Source organism: Povalibacter uvarum, assembly GCF_014202975.1.
Lineage (GTDB): Bacteria > Pseudomonadota > Gammaproteobacteria > Steroidobacterales > Steroidobacteraceae > Steroidobacter > Steroidobacter uvarum.
Genome location: NZ_JACHHZ010000001.1, coordinates 714,399 through 731,300, shown reverse-complemented (window position 1 = coordinate 731,300; position 16,902 = coordinate 714,399). Strand labels below are relative to the sequence as shown.

At 63.2% G+C, this 16,902-nt stretch carries 14 protein-coding genes; 4 read left to right on the top strand and 10 right to left on the bottom strand.

Going from position 1 to position 16,902, the window contains the following annotated elements; all coding sequences use genetic code 11:
• Positions 1 to 8 precede the first annotated feature (8 nt).
• The 4 genes from HNQ60_RS28025 to HNQ60_RS03045 all read left to right on the top strand — a co-directional run bounded on the left by HNQ60_RS28025 (position 9) and on the right by HNQ60_RS03045 (position 2,449).
• On the top strand, positions 9 to 932 hold the full coding sequence (locus HNQ60_RS28025) for a VOC family protein (RefSeq protein WP_184329534.1): 924 nt from the start codon (positions 9 to 11) through the stop codon (positions 930 to 932).
• Positions 933 to 934: 2 nt separating this feature from the next.
• Positions 935 to 1,216 carry a hypothetical protein gene (locus HNQ60_RS03055; protein WP_184329533.1) on the top strand — a complete coding sequence of 94 codons (282 nt, stop codon included), beginning with the start codon at positions 935 to 937 and terminating at the stop codon, positions 1,214 to 1,216.
• Between the two features lie 166 nt (positions 1,217 to 1,382).
• A complete protein-coding gene (locus HNQ60_RS03050) occupies positions 1,383 to 1,766 on the top strand; it encodes a translation initiation factor Sui1 (protein WP_184329532.1) in 384 nt (127 codons plus the stop codon).
• A gap of 98 nt (positions 1,767 to 1,864) precedes the next feature.
• Positions 1,865 to 2,449, top strand: coding sequence for a YceI family protein (locus HNQ60_RS03045; protein ID WP_184329531.1), 585 nt, complete (start codon positions 1,865 to 1,867; stop codon positions 2,447 to 2,449).
• Positions 2,450 to 2,488: 39 nt separating this feature from the next.
• Here HNQ60_RS03045 and HNQ60_RS03040 read toward each other — a convergent pair whose 3' ends face one another.
• The 10 genes from HNQ60_RS03040 to bamA all read right to left on the bottom strand — a co-directional run bounded on the left by HNQ60_RS03040 (position 2,489) and on the right by bamA (position 16,878).
• Entirely contained in the window at positions 2,489 to 4,438 is a 1,950-nt protein-coding gene (locus HNQ60_RS03040) for an AsmA family protein (protein ID WP_184329530.1), read from the bottom strand.
• A gap of 39 nt (positions 4,439 to 4,477) precedes the next feature.
• Positions 4,478 to 5,638 (bottom strand): MFS transporter, encoded by a 1,161-nt coding sequence (locus HNQ60_RS03035; protein WP_184329529.1) that lies wholly within the window; start codon positions 5,636 to 5,638, stop codon positions 4,478 to 4,480.
• 128 nt (positions 5,639 to 5,766) lie between these two features.
• The gene (gene dnaE / locus HNQ60_RS03030; protein WP_184329528.1) at positions 5,767 to 9,288 is read right to left on the bottom strand and encodes a DNA polymerase III subunit alpha; all 3,522 of its coding nucleotides are present in this window, start codon (positions 9,286 to 9,288) and stop codon (positions 5,767 to 5,769) included.
• Between the two features lie 109 nt (positions 9,289 to 9,397).
• A complete protein-coding gene (locus HNQ60_RS03025) occupies positions 9,398 to 10,051 on the bottom strand; it encodes a ribonuclease HII (protein WP_184329527.1) in 654 nt (217 codons plus the stop codon).
• A 7-nt stretch (positions 10,052 to 10,058) separates the two neighbouring features.
• Positions 10,059 to 11,252, bottom strand: coding sequence for a lipid-A-disaccharide synthase (lpxB, locus tag HNQ60_RS03020; protein WP_221303985.1), 1,194 nt, complete (start codon positions 11,250 to 11,252; stop codon positions 10,059 to 10,061).
• Positions 11,253 to 11,349: 97 nt separating this feature from the next.
• On the bottom strand, positions 11,350 to 12,138 hold the full coding sequence (gene lpxA / locus HNQ60_RS03015; RefSeq protein ID WP_184329526.1) for an acyl-ACP--UDP-N-acetylglucosamine O-acyltransferase: 789 nt from the start codon (positions 12,136 to 12,138) through the stop codon (positions 11,350 to 11,352).
• 17 nt (positions 12,139 to 12,155) lie between these two features.
• Complete coding sequence (gene fabZ, locus HNQ60_RS03010; protein WP_407676423.1) at positions 12,156 to 12,641, bottom strand: 3-hydroxyacyl-ACP dehydratase FabZ; 486 nt, start codon at positions 12,639 to 12,641, stop codon at positions 12,156 to 12,158.
• Positions 12,642 to 12,664: 23 nt separating this feature from the next.
• Positions 12,665 to 13,753 carry a UDP-3-O-(3-hydroxymyristoyl)glucosamine N-acyltransferase gene (gene lpxD / locus HNQ60_RS03005; protein WP_184329525.1) on the bottom strand — a complete coding sequence of 363 codons (1,089 nt, stop codon included), beginning with the start codon at positions 13,751 to 13,753 and terminating at the stop codon, positions 12,665 to 12,667.
• A 30-nt stretch (positions 13,754 to 13,783) separates the two neighbouring features.
• A complete protein-coding gene (locus HNQ60_RS03000) occupies positions 13,784 to 14,368 on the bottom strand; it encodes an OmpH family outer membrane protein (protein ID WP_184329524.1) in 585 nt (194 codons plus the stop codon).
• 50 nt (positions 14,369 to 14,418) lie between these two features.
• Positions 14,419 to 16,878 carry an outer membrane protein assembly factor BamA gene (gene bamA, locus HNQ60_RS02995; RefSeq protein WP_184329523.1) on the bottom strand — a complete coding sequence of 820 codons (2,460 nt, stop codon included), beginning with the start codon at positions 16,876 to 16,878 and terminating at the stop codon, positions 14,419 to 14,421.
• Positions 16,879 to 16,902: the final 24 nt, after the last annotated feature.

Below are 16,902 nucleotides of genomic sequence, written 5' to 3'. Positions count from 1 at the left end.
GAACGCTCGTGAAGCGCTTCAGCGCCAGACTCCACGCATCCTGCCTGCTGGCGTGCGCGCTGTTGGGCTCCGCTGTGGCGACGGCGGAGGAGCCGCAACCCGCGGCGCCCTCCGCGCAGTTTCACCATGTGCACTTGAACTCGATCGACCCTGCGACGGCGGTCGACTTCTACACGACCAAGTTCAAAGCGCGGAAAGAGAAGTTCGCCGGCCTGGGCGATGCTGTCTGGACCGGTGATTCGTGGCTGCTGTTCAGCAAGGTCTCCGCACCTCCACCCTCCGAGTTGATCTCCAGCATCTGGCACATCGGCTGGGGCGCGGAAGACATGCAGACGACCTATCAGAAGCAGGTCGACAGCGGCACGAAGTTCGCAACGCCAATCACGGACATCACCGCCATGACGGGCGGCAGCCGGCCCTTCTACTACGCCTATGTCGCCGGCCCGGACGGCGCGCTGATCGAGCTCAACACCGCGAATCATCACAACTTCGGCCACGTGCACATGTTCAGCGCGGATGCGCCTGCCGCGGGCGCGTGGTATGCGCGGAACTTCGGCTGGCGCATCTTCGCCCAGAGCCAGAAGCGCGAGTTCCGGGGTATCCAGATCGCCCCTGCCGCCTTCGTGACCGCCGGGCACGTCAGCATGATCATCTATCCGATCGAGTACGTCCGCGCAGCCGCGCCGGACGCCTGGAAAGGTCGCGAGGGCTTCGTCACCACGCGCGGCCGGGTCGTCGACCATCTCGGCTTCTCGGTAGCCGATCTCGACGCCACACTCGATCGACTGCGCAAGAACGGCGTCAAAATCACTGCCGAACCCGTGAGCATCGCGGACGGTCAGCTACGATTCGCCTTCATCGAGGGGCCGGACCAGGTCGCGATCGAACTCATCGAAGATCGCTCGACCCGACCGGCAAAGATCGAGGAGTAAGCATGTCCATCGCCCAGCCCGCGTGGAATTTCGAACAGGATCCGACCAGCGAGGCCATGGACGAGACCAGCTTCAACCTGCGCGCGTACTTCGACCGCATGGACGACACGAAGCTTCGCCAGTACTCGAGCCGCTGGGCCGACACGGAACTGATGGAGTGGGACGGCAACTTCAAGAGTGACGGCTCCCTGCTGCTCCCCTGCTCCGAGCGTGAAGTCGACGTCGACGAGTACCGGCGCGTCATCGCGCAGTGCGTTGCTTATCGAGATCGGGTCCGGTCCTGAGGAAGCGGAATAAGAGGAAGATTCTCCACGGGGATCACGGGGAAGAAGTTAGAACAGATGAATGTCTTCTCTCGGATCGACTCCGTGATCCCCGTGTACCCCGTGGAAAATTCTTCCTCTGGTTCTTCTTGCTCCGGAATCACAGCTGTAGAACACTGCGGCGCCCATGAGCGCCCCTCCCAAGAAACCCCGCGTCGCTGACGGCGGCGGAATCGTCTACTCCACCGATGTCGGCGAACGGTGTCCGAATTGTCTTCGGCCTGTCGCAGGCTGTGTGTGCAAGAAGGGCACGCCGGGAAAGACCTCGTCCGACGGTGTCGTGCGTGTCAGTCGGGAGACCCAGGGACGCAAGGGCAAGGGCGTCACCGTGGTCACCGGTCTCGGCCTCCCTGCGGCAGAACTGGAAACGCTGGCCACCGAGCTCAAGAAGAAGTGCGGCAGCGGCGGCGGTGTCGAGAACGGACGCATCGAGATCCAGGGCGACCATCGCGATCGACTGGTCGAGGAACTGACCAAACGAGGCTGGAAAGCGAAGCGCGCCGGCGGGTGATAACACTTATTCCGTCTTTGCGGATTCCCATCGGGCGCCGGATTGCCGAAGATGCCGGGTCTGGCTCGAACGGCCAGCCGCATCCAAGGAGTTCCCGCATGAAGATCCGCACCGCTTTCCTCGCCTCCGCCGCCGCTTCGATCATCGGTTCTGCCGCGCTTGCAGCGCCGGTCACCTACACGATCGACTCGAATCACACCTATCCGAGCTTCGAAGCCGATCATTTCGGCGGCCTCTCCACGTGGCGCGGCAAGCTGAACAGCACGTCTGGGAAAATCACCTACGACGCCCAGGCGCAGAGCGGGACAGTGGATGTGAAGGTCGACATGGCGTCGATCGACTTCGGCAACGACAAGCTCAATGATCATGCGAAGTCGCCGGAGATCTTCGACGTCGCGAAGTATCCGACGGCCACCTACACGGGCAAGCTCGCTGGCTTCAAGGGCGGCAAGCCCACGGAAGTCGACGGCACGCTCGAACTGCATGGCGTCACGAAGCCGGTGAAGCTGAAGATCGACAGCTTCCTGTGCAAGCAGAACCCGATGAACAAGAAGGACACCTGCGGCGCGAATGCTTCCGCGACGATCAATCGGGAAGACTTCGGCGTCACCTACGGCAAGTCGTTCGGCTTTCACCAGGAAGTGAAGCTGGAGATTCAGGTCGAGGCGGTGAAGGGCGAATAGCTATGTGGCGATGAGCGACGAGCTGCGAGCTGCGAGCTCTCACGAACCGTGAGCTGCAGCAGGCCCGCAATCAATGCTCTCGCCCGGCCCTGTCTCGATCAATGCAAGCAATGCGGCCGGCGGCGTCAGCGTGTAGAGCGCCGCCGCTGCCGCTGTCCGAGCGATGAGTGGCCCGGCCTCGGGCCGGAAAGAAGGATCCTTGAACGTGCCGCCGATTCGCAGCGGCACGCGCAACGAGATCGGGCTCTTGTCCTTCGGTTGCGGCAGCAAGCGCATGTCGAGCGCTTCGCGACGCAGGTTGACGTCGCCTTCGCCGAATATCACGGTGTCCGTCGTATCGAACGCCAGGCCCCGCGTCGTCATCTCCCCATCGACGATCTTGAAATCCGCGTAAGCACAGCGCAGCGGAATTTCGCGATCCTTGTCGAGCAGGTACTTCAGCGATTCGGCGATGTCCAGGCCCGCCAGCTCCACGAGCAGGTTGCTGATTCGCCCCTGCCCCACGATCAACCCGATATCGCCATTGGCGCTGCCCATCATGTGCGCGATCGAGTTGCCCTGCGCGGTAAGCGCAGTCACGCCGGATAGTTTGCCGGCTGCCTTCTTGGTGATCTCCACTGTCGGGAACAGCTTCGGCAGCTCGAGTCCGCGGACTTCAGCGACAAACGTCGTCTGAATCGACGGCTGGCGGGCATCGAGCGTCACACGCGATGCGATGGTGCCGCCCGCGACACCGAAATCGAGTGGCTTCAGTTCGAGTACACCATCCGTCAGCACGAGGTGCGTCTTCATTTTCTCGAGCGGGAGCTTCGGCGCATCGATCTGCTCCGCGGTAAGCGTAACGTCCGCATCCATCACCCGAAGCTTGTCGAGCCGGAATGGATCGTCCGGGAGTACAGTCGGCTTCGCCTTCTCCTTCTCAGCCTCGGCCCTCTGTTCTTTCGCGGTCGTCTCGCCGTCCTTCGTGGATTGCGGAGCGCCGACGAGTCCCGCGAGATCGTCGAAGTCGAGGCGCTTGGACACCAGCGTTGCCGTCAGCTTGGGACGATCGCCGCCGATGTCGATCGAGGCGTCGCCGGACACATCGCTGTCACCTACCTTTCCGGTGAACTTCCGATAGCTCCACACATCGCCTTCACGGTCGAGCTGCCCCTTGAGCGCATAGGGCGGCGTCTCCGGCAGCGCAATGCCGACCTGGTCGTAGAGGTCGGCGAGATTCGCGCCCGTCAGATCGAAATTCACGTTGAAGTTCTCGAGCTGAAGCTGCCCGAGCAGAGCACCGCTCGCGTGAGCACGTGTCTGACCCGCCCTCGCCTTCACATCCATCCGATAGGGTCTCTCCTTGTCCTGAAAGTCCAGCGGAGAGTCGACGCGTCCTTCGAGCTGGAACGGATTCCCGCGCCAGCTTCCTGTCCCTTCCGCAAGCAACGGCGCACGCTCGCCGGATTTCCCCGCCTTGCCGCTGCGCACGTCGAGCTTCACATCCGTCTTGAGCACAGGCTCGTGAAAGGCGACACGACCTTCCGTGATCAGAAGCTGGCCGATCCGCGGCAGTTGTCCCGGTTCGGTTCGCTCGCGCTTGCCGAATGTCCAGTTGCCCTCGCCCTTCTCGTTGCGTTCGAGGCGCAACCGAGGCTCATCGAGCGCGAGGTACGGCAACTCGACATTGCCCCGCAGCAGCGGTCCCAGGGAGATCCTGAAGTCGAGGGACTTCACCGCAGCCATCTCGCGATCTTCGGACCAGCGCGCGTTGGAGAAATGCAGATCGTTCGCCGTGATGCGCGGATGCCATCCGAGATCCACATCGAGATCGCCGCGGATCTGGAACTCGCGGCCCGTCGCTTCCGACACGCGCCGCTCGACCGGTCCTTTGAACCAGTTCCAGTCCCAGAGAATGATGAGAACGACCACTGCCAGCGCGATCACGCTGACGATCCACACCCATCGCGGCGTTCGGGAAAAAACGGACTGTGCGTCGCCGGCGCTCATCAACTCATGAACGCCTCGCCCTACGGGTTGTTCCGGGTGCTACGAAGTCCCTTCCAGTTCCCGCGACGCTCGCTCACCCTTCACAGAGCACACGAGTGCGGCGAGGATGAACACGAGTCCCACCCACGGGATGAAGCGCGGCGAGAGCAACGTCCATGCCGTCGAGCCGATGGTCGCGCCGGCCGACCCGCCGAGGTAAGTCACCGACGAGTTGAGCGCAATCGTCGCAGCCGCAAGCACCGGCGCAACTGCCACGAGGCGAGCCTGCTGGACGGCCGGAAATCCTGCTCCGCCGAGACTCCAGAGAAACTGCACGACGAAGATGAGCACGAGCCAATGCGATGCCAGCGGCCACAACGCCAGCATGATCGCTGCGACGACGTTGCACTTGTAGGCAACATTCGCTGCGCCGATCTTTCGCACGAGTCGCACGCTCAGCACGTTGCCGATCAATCCCCCGACGCCCGACACGAAGAACAGCGCCGCGAGTGTCGCGCCCGTCACACCCTGGACTGCCTTCATCACCGGCGCAAGGAAACTGAACATCACGCTGCTGCCGACGTTGGTCAGGGCCGTTGCCGCGGTGAGCCATCGCAACGCAGGCGACTTGAACACCTGGTACCAGCGTTCGAGGCTCAACGGCGGGACGCGCACACCCTTCGGAATCGAGAACCAGACGAAGACGGCGATGACAGCGCTCGAGAGACCGATGAACACGAACGACGCGCGCCAGCCGAAGCTGCTGCCGATCATCACGGACAGCGGGTTGCCGATTACGGAACCGATCGCCCAGCCGACCATGAGTTTGCCGAGTGTTGGTGCACGCTCACTTTCCGGCACGAGCATGCTCACAGTCGCCGCAACCTGCGGTGTGTAGACAGCGGAAGTGACGGCCGCGAGAACGCGAGCCCACAACAACTGGTCGTAGGAGTGACCGAGCGCAGTCGCGAGATTCGCAAGGGCGCACACCGCCATCGATGCGGTCAGAAGACGGCGACGATCGATGTGGGAGCCGACAGTGGCGAGCACCGGGGCACAGATGGCAGCTGAGATCCCGAAGGCTGCGATCAGCAAGCCCGCTTTCTCGATCGAAATCTGCAGCGAGGTGGCGATCTCGTCGAGCAGGCCACCGACGCTCATGAAGCTGGTCGCGACGAAGAAATTACCGGCGATGAGCGCGATCAGACGACTGGAGGGCATCCGCGCATCTTAAACGGCGGAGACCGGATTTCACACGCAGTTCACGGAGCTCACGGAGATTACGAGTACGGATCACCTTCGAATCAATCTCCGTGTGCTCCGTGAACTGCGTGTGAAACTCCGGCCTCTCAGTATTCCGAGCGGTGCGCGTAGATCAGCCGCAACCCATCATTGCCCAGCAATTGCGAAAGTTTCTCGGTGAGCTCGCGGGTCGGTTTGACCGACCACTCTTCCGAGAGCACCAGGTCTGCTCGCGCTGCAGAACTGGCGTAGCGAATGGCGACACTGCACTTGCCGCCGCGGTAGGGTCGCAGCGTCTGCTCGAGCGTGCGAACGAAATTCGGACTGGCATCGACCGGCCAGCGCAGGACCAGGCGGCGAGCGTGCTGTTCACGAGCCTGGTCGATGTCGATGACACGCTTGGCGGTGAGGCGCCAGCCTTCGATGAACTCATCGAACCGCAGCGAGCCTTCGACGATCAGGATCGCGCTCTTGGCGATCTGCGTGCGGTATTGCTGGTAGACGTCCTCGAACATCGAGGCTTCGAGACGACCGCTGCGGTCGTCCATGGTGAAGATCATGCGGCTGCCGCGCTTGCCGAGATCGAACACCATACCGGCTATCGTTGCCGGCTTGCCGCGGAACTGGAAGCCGCCTTCCTGCACGACGGGGCGATCGCCGGTTACGTCGACGATGCGCCCGCTGATGATGGGACGGACTTCCTCTTCGTACTCCTCGAACGGATGTCCCGTGAGATACAGGCCGAGCGTGTCGCGCTCGCCATCGAGCCGGACGCGTCGGCTCCAGTCGGGCAGCGTCTCGGTGGTCACGACGGCGGGAGCACTCGGCGTCGTGTCCATCAGGCCGAACATGTCGTTCTGTCCGACGACGCGTGCCTTGATGGTCTGATCCGCGAGCTGCATCGACTGCGGCAGCGCGTGCATGAGCGTCGCGCGGTTCGCACCGAGCGAGTCGGTAGCGCCTGAACGGATCAGCGCCTCGAGCACTCGTCGATTGAGCTTGCTCTGATCACTGCGGCGGCACAGGTCCGGCAGATCGCGATACGGGCCGTGAGCCTCGCGCTCGGCGACGAACATCTCGACGACGGACTGACCGACGCCTTTGATCGCGCCGAGGCCATATCGAATGCTGCGCTCGCCCGAGACCGTGAACATGTACTGCGAGTGATTCACATCGGGGGGTTCGACCTTGAGACGCATGCGGCGCGCCTCGTCGATGAGCGTCACGACCTTGTCGGTCTTGTCCATATCGGACGAGAGCACCGCGGCCATGAACGCCGAGGGATAGTGAGCCTTGAGCCATGCCGTCTGGTACGACAGCAACGCGTAAGCCGCCGAGTGCGACTTGTTGAAGCCGTAGCCCGCGAACTTCTCCATCAGGTCGAAGATGTGCGCCGCGACGGGCTCCGGTACCTGCCGCCCCACCGCGCCGGTGAGGAAGATGGAGCGCTGCTTCGCCATTTCCTCGGGCTTCTTCTTGCCCATCGCGCGTCGCAGCAGATCGGCGCCGCCGAGCGAATAGCCGGCCAGCACCTGAGCGATCTGCATGACCTGCTCCTGGTACAGGATCACGCCATACGTCGGCTGCAGCACCGGCTGCAGATCGGGATGCAGATAGTCGATCGGTCCGGTGGTCTTGCCGTGCTTGCGGGCGATGAAGTCGTCCACCATGCCCGATTGCAGCGGACCGGGGCGGAAGAGTGCCACTAGCGCCACGATGTCTTCGAAACAGTCCGGCTGCAGTCGCCGGATGAGGTCCTTCATGCCGCGCGATTCGAGCTGGAAGACCGCTGTCGTTTCGCAGCGCTTGAGCAGATCGAAGGCGGGCGTATCGGCGACCGGCAGCGCGTTCACATCGAGCGGCGGCTGACCCTTGCGGGCGCGCTCTTCATTGATCGTCTTGACCGCCCAGTCGATGATCGTGAGCGTGCGCAGACCAAGGAAGTCGAACTTCACCAGGCCCGCCGCTTCCACGTCGTCCTTGTCGAACTGCGTGACGACGCTGTTGCCTTCCTCGTCGCAGAAGAGAGGCGCGAAGTCGGTGAGCACCGAAGGCGCGATCACGACGCCACCGGCATGCATGCCTGCGTTGCGGACCAATCCTTCCAGCGACATCGCCATATCGATGACGCCGCGGGTCTCCTCTTCCGCGTCGTAGCGACGCTTGAGCTCCGGCTCTTTCTCGAGCGCATCCTTCAACGTGATGCCCAGCTCGAACGGAATCAGCTTGGCGATCGAGTCCGCGAATCCGTAGCTCAGGCCATACACACGCGCGACGTCGCGCACCACGGCCTTCGCCGCCATCGTGCCGTAAGTGATGATCTGCGAAACGCGTTCGCGGCCGTAGCGAGTCGAGACGTAGTCGATGACGCGATCGCGACCATCCATGCAGAAATCGACGTCGAAGTCGGGCATCGATACGCGTTCCGGATTCAGGAAGCGCTCGAACAGGAGGTCGTACTGCAGCGGATCGAGATCGGTGATCGCGAGTGCATACGCAACGAGCGATCCGGCGCCGGAACCGCGGCCAGGACCGACGGGCACGCCATTCTCGCGCGCCCAGCGAATGAAGTCCGCGACGATGAGGAAGTAGCCCGCGAAGCCCATCTGGCAGATGACGCCGAGCTCGATCTCCAGCCGCGACTCGTACTCCTCCTTCGGGATCGGGCGCCCAACTGGAGGCTGCGCAGCGAGCTGCTCCAGCCGGCGCACCAGGCCGCGAGCCGATTCTTCGCGCAGGAATTCTTCCGTCGTCATCTGCGACGGCACCGGGTACGCCGGCAGGACCGACTTGCCCAGCGTCAGCTCGAGACTGCACCGTCGTGCGATCTCGACGCTGTTCGCGAGCGCTTCCGGAATATCGCGGAAGAGATGCGCCATCTCCTGCGGAGACTTCAGGTACTGCTCTTCCGTGTAGCGCCGCGGACGCTTCGGATCGTCGAGCAGCATGCCTTCATGAATGCAGACACGCGCCTCGTGCGCCTGGAAATCTTCGCGCCGGACGAAACGCACGTCGTTCGTCGCAACGACGGGGACGCCATGCTCGACAGCGAGCTCGAGGGCACCGCGAATGTATCGTTCCTCGCCTTCGCGACCGATGCGCTGCAGCTCGATGTAGTAACGATTACCGAAGAGATCGAGCCACTGCTGCAGCAGCGCGGTCGCGACATCACGCTTGCCGCTGCTGATGGCTCGACCAACGTCGCCCTCGCCCGCAGCGGACAGCGCGATGAGTCCCTTCATGTTGTCGACAGTCAGCCAGCTTCGATCGATCGTCGCACGACCCTTCTGCTGGCCTTCCAGGTACGAGCGACTGACGAGCCGGGTCAGGTTCTTGTAACCGACGTCGTTCTGGCACAGGAGCACGAGACGTGACGGTTCGACCCGCTCGCCGATTTCCCGCACCAGCAGATCGACGCCGATCACCGGCTTCACGCCCGCCGACTGGGCGGCCTTGTAGAACTTCACCATCGCGAACAGATTGCTCTGGTCCGTGAGCCCCACTGCCGGCATGCCTGCACGCGCAGCAGCGTCCATCAGACCGACGCTGCCCTCGCCTTCCGGCGTGATGCGTACGACGCTGTCGACCAGCGAGTACTCGGTGTGCAGATGGAGATGAACGAAGGACATGAGGAAAGAAGCGGTTAGCGGTTAGCGGTTAGCGGTTGGTTCGGAGTGAAGACGAGTGCCGTGCAAGGTTTCTGCCTGATCTGCGCCAACGCTCTGACGCTCACGACTTTCACGCGCAACGAAGCTGCGCAGCGACGCGGACAGGTTCGAAGCTGCGCCGGTGAATCGGTGATGGTCCGATGCTCTCGAGGACCATGCAGTGCTGCGGGGTTCCGTAGCCTTTATGGCCTGCGAAGCCGTATTGCGGATAGAGGCGGTCGTACTCGACCATCATCTGGTCGCGGCGCACTTTCGCGAGGATCGACGCAGCGCCGATGGACGAACGCAAGGCGTCACCATCGATGATCGCCTCGAACGTGCAATCCAGGCGAAGCCCGACGAACGACGGGCAGCGGTTACCGTCGATTTCGACGTGGTCGGGGCAGATGCTAAGGCCCATCAACGCACGGCGCATCGCTAGATAAGTCGCCTCGAGGATGTTGAGACAATCGATCTCTTCGACGTCGGCCCAGGCGACCGACCAGGCGAGCGCGTAGCGGCGGATCTTCACGGCGAGCTCTTCACGCTCTTCCGCTTCGAGTTCCTTGGAATCGCGAATACCGTGAATCCGGCGCCTGGGGTTCAGAACGACTGCAGCGGCTACCACCGGTCCTGCCAGCGGGCCCCGCCCTGCCTCGTCGACGCCTGCAACCAGTCCAGGCTTGTTCAACGCGAGCGCCAACGACGTTGGCTGCGGTCCCGTGCGACCTCGTGCGCCTGCCATCTATCGCTCACCCCTTCCGCTGCCCGCTGATCAGTTGGACGATCGCCTCCGCCGCCCGCGCGCTCGCATCGCGCCGCAACGTCTGGTGGATCTGGGTGAAAGTTTGCACGAGGTCGGCGCGATCGGCACGCTCCAATTGAGCCAGCAGGGCCGGTCCCAGCACGTCGGCGCGCACTTCGTCGTTGAAGTGCTCTGGGACGATCTGGCGGCCGGCCAGCAGGTTCGGTTGCGCGAAGAACGGAGCCTTGAACAGTTTCAAGTGCTTGAGAAGGAAACTTGTGAGCCAGCTCAAGCGATACGCCACGACCATCGGTCGTTTCACGAGCGTTGCTTCCAGCGTTGCCGTTCCTGACGCGAGCAGGATGGCGTCGCTCGCCGCCATCACGTTCTGCGCCTGGCCGTCGAAGAGCTGAACCCGATCGCTCACGCCCGCTGCCGCGAGCGCGTGCTCGAAACTCTGACGGACTTTCGCGCTGGCCATCGCCGAGATGAAGCGGATGTCCGGGCGCTGTCGTTTGAACCACGCGACAGTCGCTGCGAAGTCCGGCCCAAGCCGCCCCACTTCGCCGCCGCGACTCCCTGGAAGCAGGGCGATGTAGGTGCCGGCTTCCGGAACCCCGAGCGCGCGGCGCGCCTCCACGGGATCCAGCGTCAGCGGAATCTGATCAGCGAGCGGATGGCCGACGAACTCGGCTTTCACCTGATGGGCATCGTAGAACTTGCTCTCGAACGGCAGCAGGCAGAGGACGAGATCGACCGCGCGCCCGATCGTTTTCACGCGCCCCTGGCGCCAGGCCCACACCTGTGGACTCACGTACTGAACGACGGGAATGCCGCGCTCCTTGAGCTTCGGCGCCAGCCGCAGGTTGAACTCCTTGGCATCGACGCCGACGTACACGTCCGGCGGATTCGCCAGCAGCCGATCGATCAGCATCCGGCGGATCCGGAACAGCCGCGGCAGATGCGGAATGATCTCGAAAAGCCCCATCACGGAGAGGCTTTCGACGCGCTCCCAGGGCTCGCAGCCCTCGGCGATCATTCTCGGACCGGCAATGCCGGCGAATCGCGCGTTCGGAAGACGCTCCTTCAGCGCATGGATGAGTTTCGCGCCGAGGTTGTCGCCGGAGGTTTCGCCGGCGACGAGCACGATTAAAGGAGGAGAAGCGGTTAGCGGTTGGCGGTCAGCGGGTAGTTCGGACACGGAGGAATTGATTCCTGCTCTGGAAGCGGTACGTCGAGGTCAGCTTTGTGTTCCCGGCCTCTGCGCCTCTGGACTAACCGCTAACCGCCAACCGCTTCTACCTGACGATTCCGACCCGCTCTCGCCGCGGCGTCGTGTCATTGAGGAAGTCGACGAAGGCCTTCAGCTCGGGCTGTTCGGCGACGAGTGCACCCAACTCTTCGGTGGCATCGACGAGCTTGAGCTTGGATCGATACAGCACGCGGTACGCCTTGCGGATGTTGCGGATCTGGTCCGCGGTGAAGCCGCGGCGCTTCAGGCCTTCCGCATTCACGCTGTGCGGCTCGGCTGGTCGGCCAACCGCCATCACGTACGGCGGCACATCGCGCGTGACGGCCGTGTTGTTCGCGATGAATGCGTGAGCGCCGATCTTGCAGAACTGATGCACGCCAGCGAATCCGCCGAGGTGCACCCAGTCGCCCATCTCGACGTGACCGCCGAGCGTCGCGTAGTTCGCAAACACGCAATGCGAGCCGATGATGCAATCGTGACCGACATGCGACCCGGCCATGAACAGGTTGTCGCTGTCGATGCGGGTGACGAGCTGGTCCTTCGTCGTGCCGCGATTGATCGTGCAGTTCTCGCGGAAGACGTTGCGGTCGCCGATCTCCAGCCGCGTCGGTTCGCCCTTGTACTTGAGGTCCTGGGGCGCCGCGCCGATGGATGCGAACTGGAAAATCTTGTTCGCGCGGCCGATGGTCGTCGGCCCGTCGATGACGACGTGCGGCCCGATCCAGCATTCCGGTCCGATCTTCACCCCGGGGCCGACGACGGTGTACGCGCCGATTTCGACATCGGGAGCGATCTCGGCGTCGGAGGCGATCAGTGCTGTTGGATGAATTGCCATGCGAAAGCGGTTGGCGGTTACTTCGATCCTGTTCCCGGAGCGACCATCATCGAGGCGCTCGTGACTTCTTCGCCGTTCACCTCGGCGACTGTCGCGAACTTCCAGATGCCGCGCATCGAGCGCTCGAGCGTCGCTTTCAGGATGAGCTGATCGCCAGGCTCGACGGGGCGGCGGAAACGCGCGTTGTCGATGCCGACGAAATACATCGGCCGCTCGGAATCGGGATAGACGCCGGCAGTGACGAACGCGAGGATGCCCGCGGTCTGCGCCAGCGCTTCGAGAATCATGACGCCCGGGAACACGGGACGATGGGGAAAGTGCCCGGGAAAGAAGTGCTCGTTGAAGGTGACGTTCTTGAGCGCCCGGATCGACTTGCCGGCGATGCACTCCTGCACCCGATCGACGAGCAGAAACGGATAGCGGTGCGGCAGCCGGCGCAGCACCTCGTTGATGTCCATCGTCAGGATCTGTTCGCCCTGCTCCGTCTTGCCGGCTTCAGTCATTCGTTCCCCTTGCTTGCCTGATGCTACTTGCTGTCGTCTTCGGCGGCCGGCAGGTCGTCCGCTCCGGCTTCCGGCCCTTCCTCCCCGCCCGCGAGCTTGCGCAGGCGGCGTACGTCGCGAGCCAGCTCGTCGAGCTGGCTGAAACGCGCCGCATTCTTGCGGAATCTGGCGGTTTCGTCGATGGGTAGTCCACTCGAGTAGTACCCGGGCTTGCGGATACTGCTGGAAACGAACGATTGCCCGGTCACGAACACGTCGTCGCATATCGTCAGGTGCCCGGCGACCCCCACCATCCCGCCGATCATGCAGCGCTTGCCGATCACGGCACTTCCAGCAACGCCGCTGCAGCCCGCAATCGCCGTATGGGCTCCGATCTGCACGTTGTGGCCGATCTGGATCTGGTTGTCGAGCTTGACCCCGTCGCTGATGACGGTGTCGCCGATGGCGCCGCGATCGATGGTCGTGCTTGCACCGACGTCGACATCGTTGCCGATGGTGACTGCGCCGACCTGCGGCACCCTGATCCACTGCCCTCGTTCGGGCGCAAGCCCGAATCCGTCCGCGCCGATCACCGACCCCGGGTGCAGCACGCACCGCTCTCCCAGGACCACGTCGTGGCACAGCGTGACATTCGCGACCAGTCGAGTGTCGGCACCGATCCGTGTACCGCGCATCACGACGCTTCCCGGCCCGATGACGACTCGTGGACCGATCGACACACCCGCTTCGATCACGGCACGCGGACCGACCGAAGCCGTGGGGTCTATGGTCGCCGAGCCATCGACGACCGCCGACGGATGAACTCCGGGAGGAGCCACGGGCTCCGGATGAAGCACGGCGGCTATGCGCGCATAAGTGGCGTAAGGATTCTGGGCGATCAGCGCGGCCCCGGGACAAGCATCCGCGAGGCGCGCATCGACGATGACAGCCCCGGCGCGGGTCTGCCCGAGATGTCGCCGATATTTCGGATTGGCGAGGAAGGTGACCGCTGTGGGATCCGCATCTTCGAGCGCCGCGACATGCGTCACCCGAAGATCCGGATCACCCTTCAGCGTGCAGCCGAAGCGAACGGCCAGTTCCCCCAGCGTGGTTCCTTTGGGGGGCGTACTCATAGGCGCCGCGGCGGCGTCGCGAATCGGCCGTTATTGCTTGGCCGGCGGCGTGGCCGGCTTCACGGGCGCGGTTGCCGCGGGCTTCGCCGGGGCACCCGACTTGTAGCGGGCCTGCAGGCCGCTCAGGACCTGCGCCGTGATGTCCATCGACTCGTTGACGTACAGCACGCCGTCGCCGAGCACGACGTCGTAGTTGGCCTGGCGAGCGAAGACCTGTACTTCCTGCAGCAGGGAACGCTGCAGCTTGCCCAGCTCCTCGTTGCGGCGCAGGTTCAGGTCTTCGACGTATTCGTTCTGCTTGCGGGCCATTTCACGCTGACCGTCGCGCAGATCCTTTTCCGCGTTGCGACGCTCGTTCTCCGCCATCACGGCGCCGTCGCGCTGCAGCTTCTCTTCCTTCGTCTTCAGGTCCTTCTGCTGCGCCACGATGGCGCGCTGCCGCGGGGCAAACTCGTCCTGGAGTGCCTGCATGGCGGCCTTGGCCTGAGGCGCCTCCTCGAGGAGCCGCGGAACGTTGACCACGGCGATCTTCATCTGTGCCTGAGCGACGCCGAGAGGCGCCAGCAATGCCAGGCTGGTCGTGAACAGGAGGCCAAAAATGCTCGAACGTGCCATGTGCAATGAACCCTTGTGGCGCAATAGGGGCGAAATAGTAGTAATCGGAATCAGAACGCCTGCCCGATCGAGAACTGGAACCCTTCGGTTTCGTCCCCGTACCGGGTCGCCGTATCCCCGCGTTCGTCATTGAGCGGGATGGCGTAGCTGAACCGGAAGACACCGAGCGGCGCAAGCCACTGCACGGCCACGCCCGCTGACTGACGAAGCTCATCATAGCTGAACTTGTAGTCGACCGGATGCTGGACCCCGTTCACGTCCGGGGGGCCGACGAAGTTGATGTCCTGGTTCGAGAATACGTTGCCGATGTCGTAGAACAGGCTGAACCGCGCGCTGTTGCGCCATTTTTCAGGCATCGGCAGCAGCAGTTCCGTCTGCGCAACGGTTTTGATGTTACCGCCGTACGGGCGACCGAAGCTGTCCTTCGGACCCAGGCGGCTTTCGCGGAAGCCGCGGACCGAATCCGGACCGCCGGCAAAATACTGACGATAAGGCGGCAGACCGGTCGTATCGCCCAGCGGTTCACCATAAGCCGCTTCGATGTTGAACATCAGCTTGAAGTCGCGCCAGATCGGGATGAACTTCAGCAGGTCGTACGACACCGTCCAGAATTCGACCTCGCTGCCCGGCAACGTGTAGCTGAGCGACAGGCGCTGGCGCGTTCCGGAAGTCGCAAAGATCGTGCGGTTGCGCGAGTCGAAGCTCCAGCCCGTGTTCAGCTCGAACGTGCGGAACTTGGACCGGAACAGGCTGTAGTTCGGATACTCGCTGCAAGGCACCGTCAGATCGGTCTGCGACAAGCACTCGGTTCTCGGGTTGCCGTTGTTCTGCACCCAGTCGTTCGCTTCCGCGGCGCTGCCCAGGGAGGTCGTCGCCAGTTCGGCCTGCTGCGCCGACAAGCCGAAGCTCAGGTACTGGTACTCGGTGATCGGATAGTCATAACCGATACCGAGGGTCGCCGTCGTCGTGTCGAAGTCCGACGTCGCGGACGTGAACTGCGTGACGTCGCGATACCCGAGCGAGACCGTGCGACGCACACCGTCGATCGTCGTGTAAGGATCGGTGTGCGAGAAGCTGTAGCTCTTCGCATACTTGCCCGAGTTGATTTCGGCCTGAACGCGATTGCCCGTGCCCATGAAATTCGAGTGCGTGAAACTACCGTTCAGGATCACGGACTGCGACTCCGAATAGCCGACGCCGCCGCCGAACTGGCCCGGCAAGCCTTCCTTGATCTCAAAGTCGACATCGACGAGATCGGCGGCGCCCGGCACCGGCGTGTTCTCGACCTCCACCTTCTCGATGAACGGCAGACGCTGGATACGCTGCTTCGAGCGCTCGACTGCCGTGTTCGACAGATACGCGCCTTCGAGCTGGCGCATTTCGCGGCGGAATACTTCGTCGTTCACACCGGTCGTACCGTTGAAGTTCACGCGGCGCACGTACACGCGATTCTTCGGGTCGACGACGAAGGTAAGCGAGATCTCCTTCGTCTCGTTGTTCGCCTGCGGCACCGGATCGATGGTCGCGAATGCGTAGCCGTCGAACCCGAGACGCAGCTTCATCGCTTCGGTCGTTGCCGTGATGAACTTGCGTGAATACGTGTCGCCCGGCTGGATCAGGATCAGTCGGCGCAGCTCGGATTCCGGAATCACCATGTTGCCGGCGAGCTTGACCTCCGACACCTTGAAGACGTCGCCTTCGTTCACGTTCACCGTGACGAAGATGTCGTCCTTCTCCGGCGCGATGGCCACCTGCGTCGAGGTGACGGCGAAGTTCGCGTAGCCGCGGTCCATGTAGTACGAGCGCAGCTTTTCGAGGTCGCCGGACAGCGCTTCACGCGCATAGCGATCGTCCTGGCGATACCAGGAGAGCCAGTTCGGCGTCTTCAGCTCGAAGCCTTCCTGCAGATCCTCGTCGGGGAACGCCGTGTTGCCCGCGATATTGATCTGGCGAATGCGCGCGCGCTTGCCTTCGTTGATATCGATCGCGATCTTGACCTTGTTGCCGGGCACTTCTTCGACCTTCGCGTCGACGCGCACAGCGTACTTGCCTCGCGAGAAGTACTGGTCGGTGAGGTACTGCTTCACCTCATCGAGCACTGACTGGTCGAATGTCTTGCCCGTCGCGAGACCGACGTTGCGCAGCGACCGCTGCAGGTCTTCGGTCTTGATGTCCTTGTTGCCCTTGATCTCGAAGCTCTCGATCGAGGGGCGCTCGACGACCGCGATCACGAGCGTGCCGCCGTCGCGTCGCATTTCGACGTCACGGAAAAAGCCCGTCGCGTACAGGGCGCGCATGGACTCGGCGACGCGGCGCGGATCCAGCTGGTCGCCGATGTTCACCGGCAGATAGTTGTAGACCGTACCTTCCGAGATTCGCTGCAGACCTTCGATCCGGATATCACCGACGGTGAAGCCGGAGCTCTGGGCCGTGGCAGCGACCGGCCAGGCAGCGACTGCGGTACTTGCCGCGACCGCGAGCGTCGCGTGAATAATTGTTCTCAAACGCATCAGTAGTGGGCCTTCAAAAACCGG